Annotated in this window: 17 protein-coding genes; 11 read left to right on the forward strand and 6 right to left on the reverse strand. The window is 69.1% G+C overall.

Annotated features, from left to right (window positions below; genetic code table 11):
* Nucleotides 1-59: 59 nt before the first annotated feature.
* On the forward strand, nt 60-809 hold the full coding sequence (locus tag CK240_RS06035; protein ID WP_095639433.1) for a GNAT family N-acetyltransferase: 750 nt from the start codon (nt 60-62) through the stop codon (nt 807-809).
* Between the two features lie 103 nt (nt 810-912).
* On the forward strand, nt 913-2040 hold the full coding sequence (gene tgt, locus CK240_RS06040; RefSeq protein ID WP_095639434.1) for a tRNA guanosine(34) transglycosylase Tgt: 1128 nt from the start codon (nt 913-915) through the stop codon (nt 2038-2040).
* Here tgt and CK240_RS06045 read toward each other — a convergent pair.
* Genes CK240_RS06045 through ispH form a run of 4 tightly spaced genes read right to left on the reverse strand, consistent with a single transcriptional unit; the run spans nt 2037 to nt 4745 of the window.
* Nucleotides 2037-2696, reverse strand: coding sequence for a trimeric intracellular cation channel family protein (locus CK240_RS06045; protein WP_420818611.1), 660 nt, complete (start codon nt 2694-2696; stop codon nt 2037-2039). The genes tgt and CK240_RS06045 overlap by 4 nt on opposite strands.
* The gene (rnhA, locus tag CK240_RS06050) at nt 2693-3142 is read right to left on the reverse strand and encodes a ribonuclease HI (RefSeq protein ID WP_095639435.1); all 450 of its coding nucleotides are present in this window, start codon (nt 3140-3142) and stop codon (nt 2693-2695) included. Before rnhA ends, CK240_RS06045 begins: the two co-directional genes overlap by 4 nt.
* Complete coding sequence (locus tag CK240_RS06055) at nt 3135-3740, reverse strand: glutathione S-transferase family protein (RefSeq protein WP_095639436.1); 606 nt, start codon at nt 3738-3740, stop codon at nt 3135-3137. The genes rnhA and CK240_RS06055 overlap by 8 nt, the downstream gene beginning before the upstream one ends.
* A 45-nt stretch (nt 3741-3785) precedes the next feature.
* Nucleotides 3786-4745, reverse strand: a complete 960-nt coding sequence (gene ispH / locus CK240_RS06060; protein WP_095639437.1) for a 4-hydroxy-3-methylbut-2-enyl diphosphate reductase — start codon at nt 4743-4745, stop codon at nt 3786-3788.
* Between the two features lie 104 nt (nt 4746-4849).
* Between ispH and gmk the strand changes: the two genes are divergently transcribed.
* The 3 genes from gmk to CK240_RS06075 are packed head-to-tail and all read left to right on the forward strand — an operon-like array spanning nt 4850 to nt 7070.
* On the forward strand, nt 4850-5479 hold the full coding sequence (gene gmk / locus CK240_RS06065) for a guanylate kinase (protein WP_095639438.1): 630 nt from the start codon (nt 4850-4852) through the stop codon (nt 5477-5479).
* Nucleotides 5476-5997 carry a gamma carbonic anhydrase family protein gene (locus CK240_RS06070; RefSeq protein WP_095639439.1) on the forward strand — a complete coding sequence of 174 codons (522 nt, stop codon included), beginning with the start codon at nt 5476-5478 and terminating at the stop codon, nt 5995-5997. Before gmk ends, CK240_RS06070 begins: the two co-directional genes overlap by 4 nt.
* A gap of 8 nt (nt 5998-6005) precedes the next feature.
* Nucleotides 6006-7070 carry a sensor histidine kinase gene (locus CK240_RS06075; RefSeq protein WP_095639440.1) on the forward strand — a complete coding sequence of 355 codons (1065 nt, stop codon included), beginning with the start codon at nt 6006-6008 and terminating at the stop codon, nt 7068-7070.
* Between the two features lie 124 nt (nt 7071-7194).
* Here CK240_RS06075 and purL read toward each other — a convergent pair whose 3' ends face one another.
* Together purL and CK240_RS06085 are read right to left on the reverse strand one after the other, a co-directional pair.
* Nucleotides 7195-9378 (reverse strand): phosphoribosylformylglycinamidine synthase subunit PurL, encoded by a 2184-nt coding sequence (gene purL, locus CK240_RS06080; RefSeq protein ID WP_095639441.1) that lies wholly within the window; start codon nt 9376-9378, stop codon nt 7195-7197.
* A 270-nt stretch (nt 9379-9648) separates the two neighbouring features.
* Nucleotides 9649-10545: a LysR family transcriptional regulator gene (locus CK240_RS06085; RefSeq protein WP_095639517.1), complete on the reverse strand. Its 897-nt coding sequence runs from the start codon at nt 10543-10545 to the stop codon at nt 9649-9651.
* A 142-nt stretch (nt 10546-10687) separates the two neighbouring features.
* On the opposite strand from CK240_RS06085, the gene CK240_RS06090 reads away from it, so the two are divergent.
* The 6 genes from CK240_RS06090 to CK240_RS06115 all read left to right on the forward strand — a co-directional run bounded on the left by CK240_RS06090 (nt 10688) and on the right by CK240_RS06115 (nt 18933).
* On the forward strand, nt 10688-14101 hold the full coding sequence (locus CK240_RS06090) for an indolepyruvate ferredoxin oxidoreductase family protein (RefSeq protein ID WP_095639442.1): 3414 nt from the start codon (nt 10688-10690) through the stop codon (nt 14099-14101).
* 211 nt (nt 14102-14312) lie between these two features.
* Complete coding sequence (locus CK240_RS06095; RefSeq protein ID WP_095639443.1) at nt 14313-15125, forward strand: glutamate racemase; 813 nt, start codon at nt 14313-14315, stop codon at nt 15123-15125.
* Nucleotides 15126-15143: 18 nt separating this feature from the next.
* A complete protein-coding gene (gene ccmE, locus CK240_RS06100; RefSeq protein WP_095639444.1) occupies nt 15144-15587 on the forward strand; it encodes a cytochrome c maturation protein CcmE in 444 nt (147 codons plus the stop codon).
* Between the two features lie 74 nt (nt 15588-15661).
* Nucleotides 15662-16273: a holin-associated N-acetylmuramidase gene (locus tag CK240_RS06105; RefSeq protein ID WP_095639445.1), complete on the forward strand. Its 612-nt coding sequence runs from the start codon at nt 15662-15664 to the stop codon at nt 16271-16273.
* Nucleotides 16264-16866, forward strand: a complete 603-nt coding sequence (locus CK240_RS06110) for a holin family protein (RefSeq protein WP_240517310.1) — start codon at nt 16264-16266, stop codon at nt 16864-16866. Before CK240_RS06105 ends, CK240_RS06110 begins: the two co-directional genes overlap by 10 nt.
* A 108-nt stretch (nt 16867-16974) precedes the next feature.
* Nucleotides 16975-18933, forward strand: a complete 1959-nt coding sequence (locus CK240_RS06115) for a heme lyase CcmF/NrfE family subunit (RefSeq protein ID WP_095639446.1) — start codon at nt 16975-16977, stop codon at nt 18931-18933.
* Nucleotides 18934-18935: the final 2 nt, after the last annotated feature.

Raw genomic sequence — 18935 nt, forward strand, 5'->3', positions numbered from 1 at the left:
GTCGTCCGCACGCGGACGTTAAATCACGCGGGGGAACCCGCCATCGGGGAACGGGCGTCATGCCGGAGTTGCGCAGGGGCCGCTACAGCGTGCGCTTCGCCCAGGGCGAGGAGGATCTGCGCGCCGCCCAGCGCCTGCGCTGGCTGTGCTTCATCGGGCAGCGGACCGGGCGGGAGGACGCCGATGCGCTGGACAGGGACGCACTGGACGACATCTGCCGCCATGTCCTGATCGAGGACATGCGCAGTGGCCGGCTGGTCGCCTGCTTCCGCATGATGCACCTTTCCTCGGGTGCCGAGATCGACCGCAGCTATTCCGCGCAGTACTACGACCTCGAGGGCCTGCGCGGTTTCCCTGGTCCGATGGTCGAGGTCGGCCGCTTCTGCGTCCGCCCCGCCCATTCCGACCCCGACATCCTGCGCGCGGCCTGGGCCTCGCTGACCCGCCACGTGGACGAGACGGGGGCCGAACTGCTGTTCGGCTGTTCGTCCTTCCTGGGAACCGATGCCGCCGGCTACGAGGATGCCTTTGCCATGCTGCGCGAGCGCCACCTTGCGCCCCCGCGTTGGCGCCCCCGCGTCAAGGCGCCCGAGGTGGTCCGCTTCGCCCCGCTCACGGACCAGCCTGACGCCGGGCGGGCCATGGCCGGGATGCCGCCCCTGCTGCGGAGCTATCTGATGATGGGGGGCTGGGTCAGCGACCACGCGGTCATGGACCGCAAGCTGAACACCATGCATGTCTTCACGGGCCTCGAGGTCAGGTCCATCCCGCCCGCCCGCGCCCGCACCCTGCGGCAACTGGCGGGTTAGCCCGAGGGGCCGGACCGGGGCTCCGCCCCGGACCCCGGGGTATTTGGGTCAGAAAGAAGCCGGAGGCGTTGCCGCATGATCGGGGCGCCGCTAGAAGCGTCCGATGACCGGATTTTCCTTCACCCTCAACGCAACGGACGGGCGCGCCCGCACCGGCGTCATCCAGACGCCGCGCGGCGAGATCCGCACGCCGGCCTTCATGCCCGTGGGCACCGCCGCGACCGTCAAGGCGATGCTGCCCGAAAGCGTGCGCGCGACGGGGGCCGACATCCTGCTGGGCAACACCTATCACCTGATGCTGCGTCCCGGGGCCGAGCGCATCGCGCGGCTGGGGGGGCTGCACCGCTTCATGAACTGGGACCGGCCGATCCTGACGGACTCGGGCGGGTTCCAGGTGATGAGCCTGGCCGAACTGCGCAAGCTGACCGAGGAGGGGGTGACCTTCGCCAGCCACGTCGATGGCTCGCGCCATTTCCTGTCGCCTGAAACCAGCATGGAGATCCAGCGGCTGCTGGGGTCCGACATCGTGATGGCCTTCGACGAATGCCCGGCGCTGCCTGCGACGCACGAGCGGCAGGCCGAGGCGATGCGGCTGTCGATGCGCTGGGCGCAGCGGTCGCGGGATGCCTTCGGCGACCGGCCGGGCCATGCGCTGTTCGGGATCATGCAGGGTGGCGTCGAACGCGACCTGCGGGAGGAAAGCGCCGAGGCCCTGCGCCGGATCGGCTTTGACGGCTATGCCATCGGCGGGCTGGCGGTGGGCGAGGGGCAGGAGGCGATGTTCGGCGTCCTCGACTATGCGACCGACCTGCTGCCCGAGGACCAGCCGCGTTACCTGATGGGCGTTGGAAAGCCCGACGACATCGTCGGCGCCGTCCAGCGGGGCGTGGACATGATGGACTGCGTGCTGCCCTCGAGATCGGGGCGGACGGGGCAGGCCTGGACGCGGCGGGGGCAGGTCAACATCAAGAACGCCCGCCATGCCGACGATCCGCGGCCGCTGGACGAGCATTGCACCTGTCCCGCATGCACGGGCTATTCCCGCGCCTATCTGCACCATGTCTTCCGCGCCGGAGAGATGATCTCGGGGATGCTGCTGACCTGGCACAACCTGCATTACTATCAGGAGATCATGCAGGGGATGCGGGACGCCATCGCGGGCGGAACGCTGGACGCCTGGGTCGCCACCTTCCACGCCCAACGCGCCGAGGGCGACATTCCGCCGCTTTAGCGGTTGCGCGGCGGACGGGGGCGATAGACCGGCAACTGCCAGCCGAGGATCATGCTGCCGAGCCGCAGGACCAGCGTGACGGCTCCGCCCAGCACCACCGCGGCAGAGCGGTCGAGGCCCATCCAGATCAGCGCCGCCGCCGTCAGGGCGCCCCCGAAGGCGGCGGTGACGTAAAGCTCGCCCTGCTTCAGGACCAGCGGCAGCTCGTTGCCGACGACGTCGCGCATCAGCCCGCCGAAGGTGCCGGTGACAACGCCCATCAGCACCACGATGACGGGCGAGACCCCCGCCTCGAGCGCGACGCCCACGCCGGCGGGGACGGCCACGGCCAGCGCGAAGGCGTCCAGCCAGCGCAGCCATTGCTGGCGGCTTTCGACCAGGTGCGCCGTCCAGAAGACCAGCATCGCGGCCCCCGCCGCCAGAAGGATCAGCGAGGGTCGGTCCACCCAGAAGACCGTCGCGCGGTTCAGGATCAGGTCGCGCAGCGTCCCCCCGCCGACGGCCGTCATCGTCGCCATGAAGATGAAGCCCACGGGGTCGAGCTGCAGGCGGCTGGCGACCAGCGCCCCCGTCAGCGCAAAGACCAGCGCCGAGGCATAGTCCAGCAGCCAGACCAGCGCGGGCAGGCTTGCCCCGAGGGCGAGCCCCTCGGTCACTTGAAGGGCGCCATGCCGGCGCGGGCGAGTTCGTCGGCGCGTTCGTTTTCCGGGTGCCCGGCATGGCCCTTGATCCAAGCCCAGGTGACCTGGTGGCGGTTGCGCGCCTGGTCCAGCCGCTGCCACAGGTCGGCGTTCTTCACGGGCTTCCGGTCGGCGGTCTTCCAGCCGTTCCGCTTCCAGCCGTGGATCCAGCCGGTGACGCCGTTCTTCACATAGGCCGAATCGGTGGTGATGGTGATGGTCGTGGGGCGGCTCAGTGCCTCGAGCGCCGAGATGGCGGCCATCAGCTCCATCCGGTTGTTGGTGGTCGCGGGCTCGCCGCCGGATAGCTCTCGCTCCTTCACGACCGTGTCGCCGTCCAGCGCGCGCATCAGCACACCCCAGCCGCCGGGGCCGGGATTGCCGCTGCAGGCGCCGTCGGTCCAGGCGAAAAGCTCAGCCATGAAGGCCCACGTAGCCGGGCAGGCGGGCAATCCGCTCAAGCCAGCGGCCGATCCCGGGAAAGCGGGCCATGTCGAAGCCACCCCGGTCGGCCGCCGTGTGGGTGTAGGCATGCAAACTGATGTCGGCGAGGGTCGGTCCGTCCCCGACCAGCCAGTCATGGGCGGCAAGCCGCGCCTCCATCCGGTCCAGGGCCGCATGGCCGCGGTCGAGCAGGTCGGCCATCCGCTCGGGCGTGGCCTGGGCCGCGCGTTCGGGATAGACGCGCAGCGCGGCGCGGACGGCGATCACGGGCTCGTGGCTGTATTGTTCCCAGAACATCCAGCCCAGCATCTGCGCCCGCAGGACGGCATCGGACGGAACGAAGCGGGTGCCTTCGCCCAGGAACCACAGGATCGCGTTGGATTCGGGCAAAAGCGTGCCGTCGTCCAGTTCCAGCACCGGCGCCTTGCCGAAGGGAAGCCGCCCTTCGGCCCTTGCCTCGGCCAGTTCGGCCGATCCGTTCTCGACATCCCGGATGTCGAGCCGAAGCCCCAGCAGGGCCGCAAGCAGCCGCACCTTGTAGCTGTTGCCGGAGGACGGCATGGAATAAAGCTTCATCGCTCAACCCTGTGCGAATGCTTGCTGGCGCGCCGCCGTGTCGGCTCAGCCCGCCAAGGGCTCGCGCAACACGCGCGGAACCTTGAACTCGACCCGTTCCTGCGCGGTTTCGACCAGTTCCACGGTCACGTCGTAGCGGTCCGCGAAGGCGGCGATCACCTCGTCCACCAGCACTTCGGGGGCGCTTGCCCCCGCCGTGACGCCAACGGCGCGGATGCCGTCCAGCGCGCGCCAGTCGATGTCGGCGGCCCGCATCACGAGCTGCGCGTAATCGCAGCCGGCCGAGCGGCCGACTTCGACCAGCCGCTTCGAATTCGAGCTGTTCGGCGCCCCGATCACCAGCAGCGCGTCGATCCTGGGCGCGATGGCCTTGACGGCAGCCTGCCGGTTCGTCGTGGCATAGCAGATGTCGTCCTTGGCGGGGCCCACGATGGCGGGAAACCGCGCTTGCAGGGCGGCCACGATCTGCGCGGTGTCGTCCACCGACAGGGTGGTCTGCGTGATCCAGGCCAGACGCTGCGGGTTGCGCGGCATGACCTGCGCCACGTCCTCGACCGTCTCGACCAGGATGACCTCGCCCTCGGGAAGCTGGCCCATCGTGCCCAGCACCTCGGGGTGGCCGGCATGGCCGATCATGACCATCTGCAGGCCCTCGGCATGGTGCCGCTCGGCCTCGATATGGACCTTGCTGACCAGGGGGCAGGTGGCGTCCACGAAGACCATCTCGCGACGCCGCGCCTCGGCCGGGACCGATTTCGGCACACCGTGGGCGGAAAAGATCACGGGGCGGTCGTCGGGCACCTCGTCCAGTTCCTCGACAAAGACCGCGCCCTTGTCGCGCAAGCCCTCCACGACGAAGCGGTTGTGCACGATCTCGTGGCGCACATAGACGGGCGCGCCCCATTTCTGCAGCGCGAGTTCCACGATCTGCACGGCGCGGTCCACGCCCGCGCAGAATCCGCGCGGCGCGGCGAGATACAGGGTCAGGGGCGGCTTCTTGTCCATGCGCGCAGGAATACAGCGGCCGAGGGCCAAGGTCCATGCCGCGTCCTTGACCTTGGCCGCCCCCGTGGGGCAACTGTCCGCGCCATACAGCCGCGAGAGGAACCATGCAGCGCAGCGGATTGCTGATCATCATTTCGTCGCCCTCGGGCGCGGGCAAGTCCACGCTCGCGCGGCGGCTGATGGAATGGGACCCGACCCTGCGCTTTTCCGTCTCGGCCACCACCCGCCCGCCGCGTCCGGGCGAGGTCGAGGGGCAGCACTATTACTTCATGGATCGCGCGGCCTTCGACGAGATGGTGTCGCAGAACCAGATGCTGGAACATGCCGAAGTCTTCGGCAACTGCTACGGCAGCCCGCGCGGTCCCGTGGAACTGGCGATGGCCGAAGGGCGCGACACGCTTTTCGACGTGGATTGGCAGGGCGGCCAGCAGATCCGGGCCTCGGCGCTGGGACCGCATGTCGTGTCCATCTTCATCCTGCCGCCCAGCCTCCCGGAACTGGAACGCCGGTTGCGGTCGCGCAACCAGGACAGCGACGAGGTGATCGCGCGGCGGATGCTGAAAAGCCGCGACGAGATCAGCCACTGGGCCGAATACGACTATGTGCTGGTGAACGACGACATCGAGGCGACCGAGGCCGACTTGCGCGCCATCCTGACCGCCGAGCGCCTGCGCCGGGACCGCCGTCCCGCGCTGGGCGGGTTTGTCCGCAAGCTGATGGAGGATGCAGCATGATCTGGGAACTTGACGGCACCGCCCCGCAGGTCGCCCCCGACGCATGGGTCGCGCCGGACGCGCAGCTGATCGGCCGCGTCGTGCTGGAAGACATGGCAAGCGTCTGGTGGGCCGCCGTCCTGCGCGGCGACAACGAGGAAATCCGCATCGGCCGGGGATCGAACGTGCAGGACGGCTGCGTCTTCCACACCGATCCCGGCTTCCCGCTGCGGGTCGGTGCGGATGTCACCGTGGGTCACAAGGCGATCCTGCACGGCTGCACGGTCCATGACGGCGCACTGATCGGCATGGGGGCGACGATCCTGAACGGCGCCGTCATCGGCGAGGGCGCGCTGATCGGCGCAGGCGCGCTGGTGGCCGAAGGCAAGGAAATCCCGCCCGGCGCGCTGGTCATGGGCGCGCCCGGTCGCGTGGTGCGCCAGCTTGACGCGGCGGCCATCGCCCGCCTGCGCGACTCGGCCGCCCGCTACCGCGCCAACGCCGCACGCTACCGCGCGGGCCTGCGGCCGGTCGGCTGAGGCGAACCATGGACAGCGTCGCCCTGCAGCAGATCGGCGATGCGGTTCCCGCGGCGATGCTGGTCCTGGACCGCGAGGCGCGGGTCGTCATGGCGAACGCCGCCGCCGTCGAGATGCTGGGCCCCGGGCTGACCGACCGCCCCTTCGTCACCGTCCTGCGCCAGCCGCTCGTGAACCGTGCCGTGGACCAGGTGCTCGCGGCGCCCAAGGTGCCTGCGCCTGCGCGCCTGCCGGTGGGGATCAGCGCGCGCGGGCGGGAACGCAAATGCGTGGTCACCGTGTCGCCGCTGACGCTGCGGGGACGCCGGGGCGCCGCAGTCGTGCTCGAGGATACCACCGGCATCGAGCAGGCCGAGCAGATGCGCCGCGACTTCGTGGCGAATGTCAGCCACGAGCTGCGCACGCCCCTGACCGCGCTGATGGGCTTCATCGAGACGCTGCGCGGCCCCGCCCGCGACGACGCCGCCGCGCGCGAGCGGTTCCTGGCGATCATGGACCGCGAGGCCGGGCGGATGAACCGCCTGATCGGCGACCTGCTGTCCCTCAGCCGCGTCGAGCAGGAGGAGCGGCGCCGTCCCGCCGAGCGCGTGGACCTTGCGGCGCTGGTCCGCAGCGCCTGCGCCACGCTGGGCCCGACGGCGCAGGCGGCGGGCGTCACGCTGCGCCAGATCGGCACCGACAGGACCGCGCCGGTCGCGGGCAACGCCGACCAGATCCAGCAGGTCCTGCACAATCTTGTCGAGAACGCCGTCAAATACGGCAGCCGCAGCGGCGGAGAGGTCCGCGCAACCCTGTCCCATGTCCCGCACGAGCCTGTCCTGCGCGGCCCCGGCTGGGCGATCGAGATCGCAGACGACGGCGAAGGCATCGACGAGGTCCACCTGCCGCGCCTGACCGAACGCTTCTACCGCGTGGACACCCACCGCTCGCGCGAGAAGGGCGGCACCGGCCTTGGCCTTGCCATCGTCAAGCACATCGTCGCCCGCCACCGGGGGCGGCTGAAGATCGACAGCGCCAAGGGGCAGGGCAGCCGCTTCACGGTCATCCTGCCCGAATGGACGGTCCCGGGATAGCAGCCCGCAAGGGACCGGCCGACCCGAACACCGCCCGGCGGGCTTCTTTCTGACCCAAATACCCCCGCCGGAGGCGCCGGAGCCGTGACGCAGGCGCCGCGTCAAGGCCTCTCTGCGCCAGCCCTCAGGCGTGATCCGGCACGTCGCCCTTGATCGCGCCGGCAAAGGCGCTGCGGTAAAGCGCGGACAGTTCGGCAAGCGCCGCCGAATCCCCGCCCAGCGTGACCCGGTCCCCCTCGAACCGGCCGACGGTCGCGATCTCGATCCCGGCCTCGCGTGCCGCCTCGATGAGTGAGGCCGCATCGGCGGAAGGGGCCGCAACCAGATAACGGGCCTGGTCTTCGCCGAACAGCACCGGGATGTCGGCGGCGTCCAGCGTGACGCCGATGGCGGCCGCCTCGGCCATCTCGAAGGCCGCCAGCGCAAGGCCGCCGTCCGACAGATCCGAGGCCGCCCGGATGTGATTCCGATGGGCCAGCAGGAACTCGCCATGCGCGCGCTCGGCCGCCAGATCGACCGGGGGCGCATCGCCCGCCTCGATCCCCCAGGCCTCGGCCGCCAGGGCCGACTGGCCCATGTGGCCGCGCGTGGCCCCGATCACCAGCGCGAGGTCGCCCTTGTGGGGCACCCCGGCGATCAGGTCGTCCAGCGTCTCGATCAGCCCGACCGCGCCGATGGTGGGGGTGGGCAGGATCGCCTGGCCGTCCGTCTCGTTGTAAAGGCTGACGTTGCCCGACACGATGGGGAAGTCGAGCGCCCGGCAGGCCTCGCCGATGCCTTTGATGGCGCCGACGAACTGGCCCATGATCTCGGGCTTTTCGGGGTTGCCGAAGTTCAGGTTGTCGGTCGCGGCCAGCGGACGCGCCCCGCAGGCCACGAGGTTGCGCCAGGCTTCCGCCACCGCCTGCCTGCCGCCCTCGACCGGGTTCGCTTTCACGTAGCGCGGCGTCACGTCGCTGGTGAAGGCCAGCGCCTTGTTCGTGCCATGGACCCGCACGACGCCCGCGCCAAGGCCGGGCTTGCGGATCGTGTCGCCGCCGACCTGGGTGTCGTACTGTTCCCACACCCAGGCCTTGCGGGCATAGTTGGGCGAACCGATCAGCGCCTTCAGCGCCGCGACGGGCGTGATCTCGGGCAGGTCGCCCAGCGGCTCGGGCGCAGGGGTTTCCACCCAGGGCCGGTCGTATTCAGGGGCGCTCGACGACAGCCTGGACAGCGGCAGGTCGGCCATGACCTCGTTGCCGTGCAGGATCAGGAAGCGGTCCTCGGCAATGGTCTCGCCCACGATGGCGAAGTCGAGGTCCCATTTCTCGAAGATCGCCCGCGCCTCGGCCTCTTTCTCGGGCTTCAGCACCATGAGCATCCGCTCCTGGCTTTCGGACAGCATCATCTCGTAGGCCGTCATCGCGGCCTCGCGCTGGGGCACGTGGTCCAGCACCAGCCTGATGCCGAGGCCACCCTTGTCACCCATTTCCACGGCGGAACAGGTCAGGCCCGCCGCGCCCATGTCCTGAATGGAGATGACCGCATCCGTCGCCATCAGCTCGAGGCAGGCTTCCAGCAGGCATTTCTCGGTGAAGGGGTCGCCGGCCTGCACGGTCGGGCGCTTGTCCTCGATCGAATCGTCGAACTCGGCCGAGGCCATGGTCGCCCCGCCCACGCCGTCGCGGCCCGTCTTGGCGCCGAGATAGACCACCGGCATCCCCACGCCCGAGGCCGCCGAGTAGAAGATGCGGTCCGCATCCGCGAGGCCCGCCGCGAAGGCGTTGACCAGGCAGTTGCCGTCATAGGCGCGGTGAAAACGGACCTCGCCGCCGACGTTCGGGACGCCGAAGGCGTTGCCGTAGGCGCCGATCCCCTCGACCACGCCCTTGACCAGGTGCGGGGTGCGGGGGTGTTCGGGCCGCCCGAAGCTCAGCGCGTCCATCGCGGCGACCGGGCGGGCGCCCATGGTGAAGACGTCGCGCAGGATGCCGCCCACGCCGGTCGCGGCGCCCTGGTGCGGCTCGATGTAGCTGGGGTGGTTGTGGCTTTCCATCTTGAAGACCACGGCCTGCCCGTCGCCAATGTCCACCACGCCCGCGTTCTCGCCGGGGCCGCAGATCACCTGCGGGCCGGTCGTGTGCAGCGTCCGCAGCCATTTCTTCGACGACTTGTACGAGCAGTGCTCGTTCCACATCGCCGAGAAGATGCCCAGTTCGGTATAGGTCGGGGTGCGCCCGATGATCTCCAGGATGCGCTGGTATTCGTCGGGCTTCAGCCCATGCGCGGCGACCAGTTCGTCGGTGATCGCAGGTTCGTTCTGCATGGCGCATGTCCCCCATGGTGCGGATGCGTGCCTTCTAGGGCCAGCCGCGCGGAAGGGAAAGATGAAGGACGGCGCTGCGGTGCAGCAAAAAAAAGCCGGGCACAAAGGCCCGGCCTAAGTCCAACAGGGAGGTTGAAACAACACGAGTCTCCTCGCGTTCCTTCAATGTCCAAATAAGCGGCGGCCCGACTGCTATTCAAGCACGCCTTAACTTTATTGGTGCATGACCGCCATGCGGCCGACGCATGGCGGCAGTAGAAGAACAAAAGCTCAACTCTCGTCCGAGTTGCGCTTCATCGCTTGGATTTCTTCAAGCACGAAATCCCGGAATGCTGCAACGCGGCGCGACGAGCGCAATTCCTCGGGGAAGGCCAGAAAAACCGGGACTTCGGTGGATTCGACATCCGGCAGCACCCGGACAAGATGCGGCATCTCGTGTTCCATGTAGTTGGGCAGGATGCCGACGCCGACGTGGCTGAGCACCCCCTGCAGCACGCCGAAGTAGCTGTTGACCAGCAGGGTGGACGGGGAATGCCGGCTCAGCAGCGCCTGCGCCAGGACGGCGCCCGCCTGCACCTGCGGCGTCGTGGGATTCTGGCAGATCAGGCGGTGGCCGGCCAGATCCTCGACCTTCTGGGGCAGGCCGGTCCGTTCCGCGTATTCAGGCGAGGCGTAAAGCCGCATGCGGATGTTCAGCAGCCGCCGCCGGATCAGGTCGGCCTGGCTCGGCTCCTTCATGCGGATGGCGACGTCCGCTTCCCGCATGGGCAGGTCCAGCACCCGCTCCTCAAGCAGCAGGTCGATCTTGAGATCGGGATAGCGCTCGTACAGCTTGGCCAGGCGCGGAACCAGCCACAGCGTGCCGAAGCCGGTGGTGGTCGTCACCTTGAGTTCGCCGAAGACATGCTCCTCGCTGTCGCGGATGCGGGCGGCGGTGGTGTCCAGCTTGCGGTTCATCGCCTTTGTGGCATCAAACAGCATCTCGCCCTGTTCGGTCAGGATCAGGCCGCGCGCATGGCGGTGGAACAGCGTGGTGCCCAAGCCTTCCTCAAGCGCCCGCACCTGACGGCTGACGGCCGACTGCGACAGGTGCAGTGCGTCGCCCGCGTGCGTCAGGCTGCCCGCTTCCGCCACCGCGTGAAATATCCGCAGCTTGTCCCAGTCCAGCCCGTTCATACCTTGCTGCATCCCTGCCATGCGGTGTGCGCAACACATAGGGGCAACCACGAAAAGAACAAAGGGCTTTATCGGTCAGCGAGACTGACCTATAATGCCATCCAAAGGCCGTCCAGCTTTGGGAGGAAGCAAGATGAGCGTTCAGGACATTTCCCTTGCCGACCGATTCGACCTGACCAAGCGCCATGTGCTTCTGAACGGCACGCAGGCCCTGGTCCGACTGATGCTGATGCAGTCGGCGCGCGACCGCGCGGCGGGGCTGAACACGGCGGGGCTGGTGACGGGCTATCGCGGCTCTCCGCTGGGTGGCGTGGACCTGCAGATGATGCGGTCGAAGAAGCTGCTCGATCCCGCGAACATCCTGTTCCAGCCGGGCCTGAACGAGGACCTGGCCGCGACCGCCATCTGGGGCAGCCAGCAGGCGGAACTGCGCGGCGAGGGGAAATACGACGGCGTCTTCGCGCTGTGGTACGGCAAGGGGCCGGGCGTGGACCGCACGGGCGACGTAATGCGCCACGCCAACATGGCCGGCTCGTCCAGGCATGGCGGCGTCGTCATGGCGATGGGCGACGACCACACCGGCGAATCCTCGACCGTGCTGCACCAGTCCGACTGGGCCATGGTGGACGCCTATATCCCTGTCCTGTCCCCGGCCGGCGTGCAGGAGATCCTGGACTTCGGCCTTTACGGCTGGGCGCTGAGCCGCTTTGCGGGCGTCTGGACCGGCCTCAAGACCATGAAGGACACGGTCGAGGCCACCAGCGTCGTGGACGGCGACCCCTTCCGCATGAGCTTCGTGACGCCGGACGACTTTGCGATGCCCGAAGGCGGGCTGAACATCCGCCTTGGCGACACGCCCGTCGCGCAGGAAGCGCGGATGATCGACTACAAGCGCTTCGCCGCCGAGGCCTTTGCCCGCGCGAACCGCATCGACCGCCGGATGTGGGGCCGGGCCGGAGCCAAGATCGGCATCTGCGCCGCCGGCAAGAACTGGCTGGACGTGGTCCACGCCATGTCGCTGCTGGGCATCGACGAGGCCGAGGCCGAGCGGCTGGGCATCACCACCTACAAGATCGGCCAGACTTGGCCGCTGGACATGACCAGCTTCCACGAATGGGCCGAGGGACTGGACCTCATCATCGTGGTCGAGGAGAAGCGCAAGCTGATCGAGGTGCAGGTCAAGGAGGCCATCTTCGACGACCGCCGCGGCCGCCGCGTCTATGGCTGGCACAAGGGCGACACCTGGGAACACGGGCGGCGGCTGGAACTGTTCCCCACCCGCTATGCCTTGGACCCGGTGCTGATCGCGCAACGTCTGGGCGACATCCTGATCGAGGAAGGCCGCCGCACCGACCGGCTGGAATCCGCGCTGTCGAAGCTGGCCGAGACGCGCCGCGCCGACAACGCGCCCGAGATCGCCGTCAGGACGCCCTGGTTCTGCTCGGGCTGCCCGCACAACAGCTCGACCAAGGTGCCCGAGGGCAGCCGCGCCTATGCGGGGATCGGCTGTCACTACATGGTGCAGTGGATGGACCGGGAAACCACCGGCTTCACCCAAATGGGCGGCGAGGGCGCGAACTGGATCGGCGAAGCGCCGTTTTCCCAGCGGCCTCACGTGTTCCAGAACCTGGGCGACGGGACCTACAACCATTCGGGATCGCTGGCGATCCGCGCGGCCAAGGCGGCGGGCACCAACATCACCTACAAGATCCTGTTCAACGACGCCGTCGCCATGACCGGCGGCCAGCCGAACGAAGGCGAACTGACCGCGCCCCAGATCGTGCGCGAGCTGCAGGCGATCGACGTGCCCGTGGTGCTGGTCCATGACGAGAAGGAAGAGGTGGACCGCAACCTCTTCCCCAAGGGCCTGCGCTTCGAGGAACGCGCGAACCTCATGGCGGTGCAGCGCGAACTGTCGCAGGTGCCCGGCGTCACGGCCATCGTCTATGTCCAGACCTGCGCCGCCGAAAAGCGCCGCCGCCGCAAGAAGGGCAAGTTCCCCGATCCCGACCGCCGCGTCTGGATCAACCCCGAGGTCTGCGAGGCCTGCGGCGACTGCTCGGTCCAGTCGAACTGCGTTTCGGTCGTGCCTTTCGACACCAAGCTGGGTCGCAAGCGGGCCATCGACCAGTCGTCCTGCAACAAGGACTATTCCTGCGTGAAGGGCTTCTGCCCCAGCTTCGTCAGCGTGTCGGGCGGCAAGCTCCGCAAGCCGGCGGCCGAAACGCTTGCGCTTCCCGACCTGCCCGCGCCCGCGCTGCCGGCGATCAGCGGCACCCATAACCTCGTCATCACGGGCGTCGGCGGCACCGGCGTCGTGACCATCGGCGCGGTGCTGGCGCAGGCCGCGCAGCTGGATGGCAAGGGCGCCGGTATGATGGAGATGGCGGGCCTCGCCCAGAAGGGCGGGGCGGTCCACATCCACCTGCGGCTGGCGAACGCGCCCGAGGACATCAGCGCCATCCGCGTCGCCGTGGGCGAGGCCGACGCCATCATCGGCGGCGACCTCGTGGTGACGGCCGGGGCCAAGACCATCGGCCTGATGACGGGCGGCCGCACCGGCGCCGTGGTGAACGACCACGAGATCATCACCGGCGAGTTCACCCGCGTCCGCGACTTCCGCGTGCCCGCCGACCGGCTGAAGATGTCGCTTCAGGCGCGTCTGGGCGAGAATGTGGCCTTCCTCGACGCATCCAAGCTGGCCGAGCGCTACTTGGGCGACTCGATCTACTCGAACATGCTCATCACCGGCGCGGCCTGGCAGCAGGGGCTGATCCCGCTGTCCGAGGAAGCGATCCTGCGCGCCATCGAGCTGAACGGCGCCAAGGCCGAGGAAAACAAGCGCGCCTTCCAGATCGGCCGCTGGGCGATCCTTCACCCCGAACAGGCCGCGCCTGCGCCGGCAAAGGTGGAGCGCTTCGATCCCGTCGCCTATCGTGCGGAGCGGCTGGTCGGCTATCAGGGGCCCAAGCTCAAGCGCCGGTTCCTCAAGCTGGTGGACCTGGCGCCCGCCGAGCTGCGCGAAACGGTGGCCGAAAGCTGGTATCGCCTGCTTGCCGTCAAGGACGAATACGAGGTCGCCCGCCTGCACCTGACCACGACCGAGGGCGTGGCCCGCAGCTTCGAGGGTGACACGAAGCTGACCTTTCACATGGCGCCCCCCTTCCTGGGCGGCAAGGATTCGGAAGGTCGCCCGAAGAAGCGCGAGTTTGGCGCATGGATGCTGCCGGTGTTCCGCACGCTTTCGGCGCTGCGGGGCCTGCGCGGCACGCCGCTGGACGTCTTCGGCTGGCAGGGCGAGCGCCGCCGCGAACGCGCACTGGCGCGCCAGTACGAGCAGGACATGGCCGAGGTGCTGCCCAAGGTGACGCCCGCGACCGTGGAGATCGCGCGCGAACTCGCCGCGCTGCCGCAGCAGATCCGGGGCTACGGCTTCATCAAGGACGCGGCCGCCGAAAAGGCGCAGGCGCGCCGGGACGAGCTGCTGGCGGCCTTCCGCGCGGGTGGCTGGCCCTCGCAGCCCGAGATGCGGATCGCTGCGGAATGAAAGCCCGGGCCTGACGGCCCGGCCTGCCTCCGGCGGGGGTATTTGGGTCAGGAAGAAGCGCGCAGGCCCCCAGGGCGCTGCGCGTTTCTTCTTTTCCCGGACATCCCGGCGCCCGGGGCGGGGGCCCGGTCCCGGCGCATCAATCTGACTTGAGTCATGGATTCCCCCCGCTCGCGCCCTTAGATGGGGTCCAGCTTCAAGGAGGGTTCGGATGGCTGTCGGCGTCTTCGATTCGGGTCTGGGCGGGTTGACCGTGCATCAGGCCATTGCCAATCGGATGCCGGACCTGCCGCTGGTCTATCTGGGCGACAACGCCCACACGCCCTATGGCGTCCGCACCCACGACGACATCTTCAATCTGACCTGCAGGGGCGTCGAGCGGCTGTGGCAGGAAGGCTGCGACCTGGTGATCCTTGCCTGCAACACGGCCAGCGCCGCGGCGCTGAAGCGGATGCAGGAAACCTGGCTGCCGGCGGACAAGCGCGTCCTCGGCGTCTTCGTTCCGCTGATCGAGGCGCTGACCGAACGCCACTGGGGCGACAACAGTCCGCCGCGCGAGGTGGCGGTCAAGCATGTCGCCCTGTTCGCCACGCCCGCGACGGTCGCCAGCCGGGCCTTCCAGCGGGAACTGGCCTTCCGCGCCATCGGCGTCGATGTCGAGGCCCAGCCCTGCGGCGGGGTCGTGGACGCCATCGAGGACGGCGACGAGATGCTGGCCGAGGCGCTGGTTCGGTCCCATGTCGAGGCGCTCAAGCGCCGGATGCCGCATCCCGAGGCCGCGATCCTCGGCTGCACCCATTACCCGCTGATGGAAAAGGCCTTCCGCGAGGCGCTGGGACCGGGAGTCGCGGTCTATTCGCAGGCAGGCTTGGTGGCCGAAAGCCTTGAAGACTACCTGCGCCGCCGGCCCGAGTTCCGGGGGTCGGGCACGCGATCGCGCTTCCTGACCACCGGCGACCCCGAGCGGGTCACGTCAAAGGCCACGCAGTTCCTGCGCCATCCGATCCGCTTCGAGGCGGCCTGAGAAAGCAAGGGCAATCCGATGAAATCGCTCAAGAAGAAACGTCGCATCCAGGTTCTGATCGCGGCCGCGGTCGCGCTGGTGGTGGCGGCCGTGCTGATCGGCTACGGCTTCCGCGACGGGATCAACCTTTACCGTTCGCCCACGCAACTGGCCGAGGCGCCGCCGCCTGCGGGCGAGGTCTTCCGCCTGGGCGGTCTGGTCGAGGACGGCTCGCTGGTCCGGGGCGAGGGCGAGACCGTCAGCTTTTCCGTCACGGACGGCGGCGGAACCGTGCCCGTCACCTTCCGCGGCGTGCTGCCCGACCTGTTTGCCGAGAACGCGGGCATGATCGGCACCGGCAGGATGGTGGACGGCGTGTTTGTCGCCGACGAGATCCTCGCCAAGCACGACGAGAACTACATGCCGCGCGAAGTCTCGGATTCGCTCAAGGAGCAGGGCGTCTACAAGGGCCCGACCTCCTGACCGCAACGCGCGGAGGGTTAACGCAAGCTTAACGCCCCCGCGCGACCCTGCCTGCCTCGCAAGGGGAGCAGGAGATGCAGACAGTGGAACAGATCGCCGCCGCCATCGTCGCGCGCGAAGGGGGGTTCGTGGACGACCCCGACGACCCCGGCGGAGCCACGAACCACGGCGTCACGATCGGCACGATGCGCGGGCTGGGGCTGGACCTTGACGGGAACGGCCGGGTGGACGCGGCGGACGTGCGGCGGCTGGATCCCGCGCAGGCGGCGCGCATCTACGTGGAACACTACTTCCGCCGCCCGCGCCTGGACCGCCTGCCGGCGATGGTGCAGGCCAGCGTCTTCGACATGCAGGTGAATGCGGGCGCCAATGCGGTGAAGATCCTTCAGCGGCTGGTGTCGCGCATGGGCTTTGCCTGCACCGACGATGGCGTGGTGGGGCCCAGGACCGAGGCCGCGACCCAGGCCGCCGCCGCCGCCGCCCCCGCGCATCTGGCCGATGCCTACGGGATCGCCCGGCGCAGCTATTACTATGCCTTGGCCGACGCGCGCCCTGCCAGCCGCAAGTTCGCCCGCCGTCAGGACGGCGGCAAGGGCGGCTGGATCACCCGCGCCGAGGAGTTCATCTCGCCCCGCTATCACCTGACCGAGGCGCAGCACCGCGAAAGGACGTCCCGATGGGCATGATCGACCGCTTCCTGACCCGCTCGGGCGGGTTCGCCGCCGCTGCCGAGGCCGCAGGCGACGTGGCCGAGATCTTCACTCCCAATGCCACCCGCCGGATGGAACTGGACGAGGAAGCCTATGCCCGTGCCATCACCCAGGCGCAGGCCGAGTTCAGCCACGCGCCGCAGACCTGGTGGGACAGCCTGATGAACGGGCTGAACCGCCTGCCGCGCCCGCTGCTGACGCTGGGGACCATCGGCCTGTTCGCTTACGCGATGATCGATCCGCCCGGCTTCTCGATGCGGATGGAGGGGCTGGCGCTGGTGCCCGAGCCCTTGTGGTGGCTGATGGGGGCTATCGTCAGCTTCTATTTCGGCGCGCGCGAGGCGCATTATTTCCGCAGGCGGGTCTGGCCGCGCGCCAAGGTCCAGACCACCGTGGTCGGCGAGGACGGCTGGCGCGCGCCCCGCGTTCCCGCGGACGACGGCTGGCGCGCGCCGCAGGTGCCGGTCGCGGGCGCAGAGGCTCCGGCCGGGGCCGGGCCGCTGCGCCCGCCTGCCGATGACTTCGCCGACAATCCGGCGCTGCGGGACTGGGCGCAGGCGCGGAGCTGAGGCCCGCCGCCTGACACCCCTGTGACAACCCGGCGCGGCGCGGGGGACTGGTCCCGGAGCCCCTGAAGGCTTACCTTGCCCCCGGGCCACATCCCCGGGGGTTTTTCCATGATTGCCGAGCTTGGACATTACGCGCTGATCCTCGCCTTTGGCATCGCGCTGTTCCAGGCCATCGTGCCGATGGTCGGCGCCTCGCGCGGCTGGCCTGCCTGGATGGAAAGCGCCCGCCCCGCCGCGATGGCGCAGTTCGGGCTGCTGGGCATCGCCTTCGCGTCGCTGACGGTGGCCTTCATCACCTCGGATTTCAGCGTGGCGCTGGTCTACGAGAACAGCCACTCGGCCAAGCCCATGCTTTACAAGGTCACGGGGGTCTGGGGGAACCACGAGGGCTCGATGCTCATGTGGGTGCTGATCCTGGCGCTATTCGGCGCGGCCGCCGCCAGCTTCGGCGAGCATCTGCCGCCGGGCCTGCGCGCGCGCGTGCTGGCGGTGCAGGGGGCGATCGGCGCGGCCTTCCTGGCCTTCATCGTCTTCACCTCGAACCCCTTCACGCGGATGAGCCCGCCCGCCTTCGACGGCCGCGACCTGAACCCGCTGCTGCAGGACCCCGGCCTCGCCTTCCACCCCCCGTTCCTTTACCTCGGCTATGTCGGCCTTTCGATGTCCTTCAGCTTCGCCGTCGCCGCGCTGATCGAGGGGCGCGTGGACGCCGCCTGGGCGCGCTGGGTGCGGCCCTGGACGCTGGCCGCCTGGATGTTCCTGACCATTGGCATCGCCCTAGGATCGTGGTGGGCCTATTACGAGCTCGGCTGGGGTGGCTTCTGGTTCTGGGACCCGGTGGAGAACGCCAGCTTCATGCCCTGGCTGATCGCCGCCGCGCTGCTGCATTCCGCCATCGTCGTGGAAAAGCGCGAGGCGCTGAAAAGCTGGACGATCCTTCTGGCGATCCTCGCCTTCGGCTTCTCGCTTGTCGGCACCTTCATCGTGCGCTCGGGCGTCATCACCTCGGTCCACAGCTTCGCCAGCGACCCGGCCCGAGGGGTCTTCATCCTGGGCATCCTTGCCTTCTTCATCGGCGGCGCGCTGACGCTTTACGCCGCGCGGGCCGGGGCCATGAGTTCGCGCGCGGTCTTTGCGCCCGTGTCGCGGGAAGGGGCGCTGCTGCTGAACAACCTGCTTCTGGCGGTGGCGGGCTTCGTCGTCTTCATCGGCACGATCTGGCCCCTTGTGGCCGAGATGCTGTGGGACCGCCGCCTGTCGGTGGGCGCTCCCTTCTTTGAAAAGGCCTTCACCCCCTTCATGATCGTCCTGGCCATCGCGCTGCCGATCGGGTCCATCCTGCCGTGGAAGCGCGGCAAGCTGGGCCGCGCGACGCGGGTGCTGATGCCGGCCGTGGTGCTGGCGGTCGCGGTGGCGGCGCTGGTCTATGCCGTCTCGACCGGCCGCTCGGGCCTTGCGGTCGTGGGCGCGTCGCTGGGGGCGTGGCTCATCGCAGGGTCGGCGGTGGACATCTGGCAGCGGGCGGCGGGCCAGTTCGGGCGCCTGTCGCGGCTGCCGCGCGCCGACTGGGGCCGCGTCGTGGCCCATGCGGGGCTGGGCGTCGCCTTTGTCGGCATCAGCCTGCTGATGGCCTGGTCGGTCGAGGACATCCGGGTCGCCCGCGAGGGCGAAAGCTTCGAGGTCGCGGGCTACCGGATCACGCTTCAGGACGTATCCGAGGTGCAGGGGCCGAACTATGTCTCGACCACCGCGGCCATGCGGATCGAACGGAACGGGCGCGAGATCGGCGTGCTGCATCCCGAGAAGCGGGTCTATCCGGTGCAGGCCATGCCTACGACCGAGGCGGCGATCCGGTCGTCGTTCTGGGGCGACATCTACCTGGTCATCGGCGACCCGCAGCAGGGCGGGGGCTGGGCCGTCCGCAGCTATGTCAAGCCTTTCGCCTTCTGGATCTGGATGGGCTGCGGTCTGATGGCCCTGGGTGGCGTCATCAGCCTGACCGACCGCCGCTGGCGCGTGGCCGCCACGGCCCGCAAGCCCGCGCCCCGCGCGGTGGCCGCCGAATGAGG

Origin of the sequence: Paracoccus salipaludis (genome assembly GCF_002287065.1) — a bacterium.
GTDB lineage: Bacteria > Pseudomonadota > Alphaproteobacteria > Rhodobacterales > Rhodobacteraceae > Paracoccus > Paracoccus salipaludis.

Bases quoted from the DNA above. Each gene is read 5' to 3' on its own strand.
- CK240_RS06035 (WP_095639433.1), top strand. From the start codon at position 60: ATGCCGGAGTTGCGCAGGGGCCGCTACAGCGTGCGCTTCGCCCAGGGC.
- CK240_RS06070 (WP_095639439.1), top strand. From the start codon at position 5,476: ATGATCTGGGAACTTGACGGCACCGCCCCGCAGGTCGCCCCCGACGCA.
- ispH (WP_095639437.1), bottom strand. From the start codon at position 4,745: ATGGACAAGAAGCCGCCCCTGACCCTGTATCTCGCCGCGCCGCGCGGA.
- CK240_RS06105 (WP_095639445.1), top strand. From the start codon at position 15,662: ATGCAGACAGTGGAACAGATCGCCGCCGCCATCGTCGCGCGCGAAGGG.
- gmk (WP_095639438.1), top strand. From the start codon at position 4,850: ATGCAGCGCAGCGGATTGCTGATCATCATTTCGTCGCCCTCGGGCGCG.
- CK240_RS06095 (WP_095639443.1), top strand. From the start codon at position 14,313: ATGGCTGTCGGCGTCTTCGATTCGGGTCTGGGCGGGTTGACCGTGCAT.
- CK240_RS06090 (WP_095639442.1), top strand. From the start codon at position 10,688: ATGAGCGTTCAGGACATTTCCCTTGCCGACCGATTCGACCTGACCAAG.
- CK240_RS06115 (WP_095639446.1), top strand. From the start codon at position 16,975: ATGATTGCCGAGCTTGGACATTACGCGCTGATCCTCGCCTTTGGCATC.
- CK240_RS06110 (WP_240517310.1), top strand. From the start codon at position 16,264: ATGGGCATGATCGACCGCTTCCTGACCCGCTCGGGCGGGTTCGCCGCC.
- rnhA (WP_095639435.1), bottom strand. From the start codon at position 3,142: ATGGCTGAGCTTTTCGCCTGGACCGACGGCGCCTGCAGCGGCAATCCC.
- CK240_RS06055 (WP_095639436.1), bottom strand. From the start codon at position 3,740: ATGAAGCTTTATTCCATGCCGTCCTCCGGCAACAGCTACAAGGTGCGG.
- ccmE (WP_095639444.1), top strand. From the start codon at position 15,144: ATGAAATCGCTCAAGAAGAAACGTCGCATCCAGGTTCTGATCGCGGCC.
- CK240_RS06075 (WP_095639440.1), top strand. From the start codon at position 6,006: ATGGACAGCGTCGCCCTGCAGCAGATCGGCGATGCGGTTCCCGCGGCG.
- tgt (WP_095639434.1), top strand. From the start codon at position 913: ATGACCGGATTTTCCTTCACCCTCAACGCAACGGACGGGCGCGCCCGC.
- purL (WP_095639441.1), bottom strand. From the start codon at position 9,378: ATGCAGAACGAACCTGCGATCACCGACGAACTGGTCGCCGCGCATGGG.